This is a genomic window from Vibrio sp. 378 (assembly GCF_033339435.1).
Genome location: NZ_JAWOUO010000361.1, coordinates 1 through 812, shown reverse-complemented (window position 1 = coordinate 812; position 812 = coordinate 1). Strand labels below are relative to the sequence as shown.

General features: G+C 48.8%; 1 protein-coding gene. It reads right to left on the bottom strand.

Features of this window, described 5'->3' with window-relative positions:
- Position 1 precedes the first annotated feature (1 nt).
- Positions 2-812 (bottom strand): MGH1-like glycoside hydrolase domain-containing protein (locus R7Q48_RS26280; protein WP_318133127.1); only part of this gene is annotated, 811 nt, incomplete at its 5' end.

Here is an 812-nt window from a genome sequence, read left to right as displayed (position 1 = left end):
TCTAGTTTTTGAAGAATCCGTTGTACATCATGTACAAATGCGCCGCAGACCAAGAGAAGTTCGACGCACCTTGTACCGCGCCCGTCTCTGGGTTGTAGTTTTCACGGATTGGCATGTCACCCGTCATACCTTCTGCGTTGTTAAACAGTTCATTCGCCATTGCAATCGCTTCTTCTTTGTAGCCGTAGTTTTCCATCGCACGGAAGCCAAAGTACACTTGGTCTAGCCACACACGACCACGCCAGTACACATCTTTACCGTAAGCAGGGTTGGTTTGCGATGCGGTCGGCAAAGGCACACCCGTTCCTTGGAATTTATCTGGCGTGTTGAACTCGTCTTGATCACGCATCACCGCGATCACTTTATCGGCATGCTCTTGCGTTGCTGCACCATTAAACAGCGGCGACCAACCTTCAGGGCCACGTCCACGCTCTACAATAGGCAAACCCGCACAGCCATTTGCAAGAGGCGCAGGAGTAGTGCCATCTTCAGCCACATTTAAGTGAATGTCGTAGAAGAATCCTGTGCTTTCATCAAACATACATTGGTTAATGTACGTTTTGATTTTCTCGGCACCGTTCAGGAATTCTTGCGCACGATCTTTACCTTCTACGCCATCAGACACCAACTTCGCCATTTCCGCTAAGTATTTGTTGTCTGAGTACATGTAAGAGGCTTGATCCACCGATTCTTGCAGCATAGAGAAGCCAAGCAGCTCACCGTCCGCAGCGTTATTGTTGGTGCGGTTTTCTGCAAAACGAACTTCCCAATCTTTCTTCGCTAGATCGAGTTTCGCTAAGTTTTCCGCTGAC